Below are 2,697 nucleotides of genomic sequence, written 5' to 3' on the forward strand. Positions count from 1 at the left end.
GGAAAAAGCGATTTTACATCGTGTCACAGTGAATTTGTTCGGAATATTTAAATGCCGCGACTGGTTAATGTGAGGCATGTGACTTCATTCATACTTCTGGTTCACCACGGATCGTTTCTCTGTTTCCAGACGATGGTGAACAACCCGGCGATTACGAGTGTGTCGATGATGAGCAGGATTACTATGACCCATAGAGACATGGCGCGCCACGTTTTTTCGGCACCTGCACAGTATTGCGTCAGGCTAACTGGTGACACGATTCTTATCGCTACTTAGCCCGGCGAAATAGTCTCATTTCAACACGATTATTCCGATCGGTCAAATATTTCATGGTCTATGTATTGTGGCAGTTGTTGCGGGTACGAACATTGCTGATGCGGGAGTGAAGTAGACGGGCTGGTCCTCGGCGTAAGAATGGGAGTTGCGACACAACCGTTCTCGACCAAGAAGGACCAGCCCTGTGACACACCGTAATGCTCCACTCACCGTGGAGGGAAGACGACGCCTGATCGAGCGCTGCCAGAGTCGTCCGATCGCCCACGTCGCCGCCGAAATGGGTATCTCACGACAATGCGCCTCCACGTGGGTCAACCGTCACCGCAAATATGGTGACCTGGGACTACAGGACCGCTCCAGCGCACCGAAACACCAACCCACCGCCACAGCCGCGGAGGTCGTGGCCGACATCGAGTCGATGCGCCGGAGCCGGAAATGGTCGGCTTCACGAATCACGTTCGAACTCCGAATGGATGGAACGGTCATTGCTCGCCGGTCTGTCACGAAAATCCTGCGGAACCTGGGATTGCACCGCCGCCGGTTCATCGACCCGAACGGCGAAACCAACCGAAAACCCCAGGTCATCGCCGCCAAGCGACCTGGTCAGATGGTCCACGTCGACGTCAAGAAAGTCGGGAAGATCCCGGACGGCGGCGGGTGGCGTGCCCACGGCCGCGGCTCCGAGCAGGCCAAACGATCGCAGCGTCGGAAAACGAAGAACAAGCAAGCCCGGGTCGGGTACACCTATTTGCATTCCGCGATCGACGGGAACACCCGCCTGGCGTACACCGAGGCACGCGACAACGAAACCGCCGCAACAGCCATCGATTTCATGAACAACGCCCGCGTCTTCTTCGCCGCCCACGGCATCACCCGTATCGAGCGCGTGATCACCGACAACGGATCATGCTACCGGGCAGCAGATTTCACCGTTTCATTACGCGAAGCGCGGCACTACCGGATCAAGCCGTACACCCCGAAACATAACGGGAAGGTCGAACGCTACAACCGTATCCTCGCCGAAGAACTGCTGTACTCCCGCGAGTACACCAGCGAAGCTGAGCGGCGCACTGCCGTCGAAATCTGGAATGTTCACTACAATTACCACCGACCGCATTCAACACGCGGAGGACGACCGCCCGCCGCTTACCGCCGGCATCGCGTAACTAACGTCCGTGCCTCGTACAACTGATATGTAGAGAAATTTGTCAAGGGACAGGTGGAAACGGCCTCGGGAACGGCAGTTCCCGAGGCCGTTTCCGTTTCGGTCGACGGACATGAAGAACGGCGGGTGACATGTCGATATTCACGACTCGTGGTCAGACTGATATACGCGGGTTGGCTACCGCAGGACGACTGTTCGGCAGGAACGGTGCTGCTGCTCTAGGGTCGGGCGTCGCAATCGGTTCCAATTTCGGAACCTGTTGCTGCCCATAGTTGTTTTCGCAGATCGTTCCTCACGCTGCCATCACGCCCTTTGCGATTGTCTATCGACCGAAATCTAGGGGAAGGACAAGCTCAGGGCTGGTCGTCGACGACCGCCAGCGACCAACACCATCCCGCAAGTTCTCTGGCTACGGCGACATTGGCGATCACCGGACGCTTCTTACGGGCGGTGAACTGCTCCCACCGATGATGCAGGCGGTGGTTGCCGGCATGCCCACGAGCACGCGCAGCGGGGCTGGCTTTCGCCCATCGAGTGCGCATGACCTGTCCAGGGTTGCGGTAGATCTTGCGGTGATGCCATGCTGCCTCGACCAACAACCGACGTGCATGACCGTTGCCGGTCTTGGTGATCGAACCCTGTGATCGTGATGTCCCCGAAGAGTATTCACTCGGCACCAGGCCGACATAGGAACCGATGGTGCTCCCCGTAAATCGCTGCCAGTCGCCGATCTCGACCGCCAACCCGAACCCGGTCAAAGTAGAGATTCCGCGTAAACATCCCAAACGGTGCACCATCGGCGTGTAGGGACTGTTCTCCGCCATCTCCTCGATCGCCGTATCCAGTCGGTCACGGCGGCTTCGGGTGAGCAGCATCGCTTCATAGTTCGAGTCGAACGTGGCCTGCAACGCCGACTGCTCGAACCTCTGACTTCGTAGCCACACATCATGCGCACCAGTCCACGCCGCACCACCAGAATAGACAATGCCCTGCCGCAGAAGAAGTTTCGACAAGCGATGTCGGCATCGCATCAGATCCCCGCGAGCATCCTCACGGGCACGGACCAGATCTCGGGCTGCCTCTTGTTCTACCGAAGGGACCGTGACCTCGACGATCTCGTCCAGTCGGAGCAACCGCGCCAGATGCAGCGCGTCGCGAGCATCGGTCTTGACGCGGTCACCAGCAGGTCTCTGCAATTTCGACGGCGCAACCACCACGCACTCCACACCCGCTTGATTCAGAGCTCGGTACAGGCC

General features: G+C 58.3%; 2 protein-coding genes. One reads left to right on the top strand and one right to left on the bottom strand.

All coding sequences use genetic code 11. The features are described 5' to 3' along the window. Nucleotides 1-460: 460 nt before the first annotated feature. Nucleotides 461-1,468 carry an IS481 family transposase gene (locus AC0B9F_RS37855; protein ID WP_472010332.1) on the top strand — a complete coding sequence of 336 codons (1,008 nt, stop codon included), beginning with the start codon at nt 461-463 and terminating at the stop codon, nt 1,466-1,468. 326 nt (nt 1,469-1,794) lie between these two features. Here the strand turns inward: AC0B9F_RS37855 and AC0B9F_RS37860 are convergent. After that, on the bottom strand, nt 1,795-2,697 hold a 903-nt coding region (locus tag AC0B9F_RS37860), incomplete at its 5' end, for an IS110 family RNA-guided transposase (RefSeq protein WP_472010334.1).

The sequence above is a fragment of the Streptomyces sp. NPDC097129 genome (genome assembly GCF_055668065.1).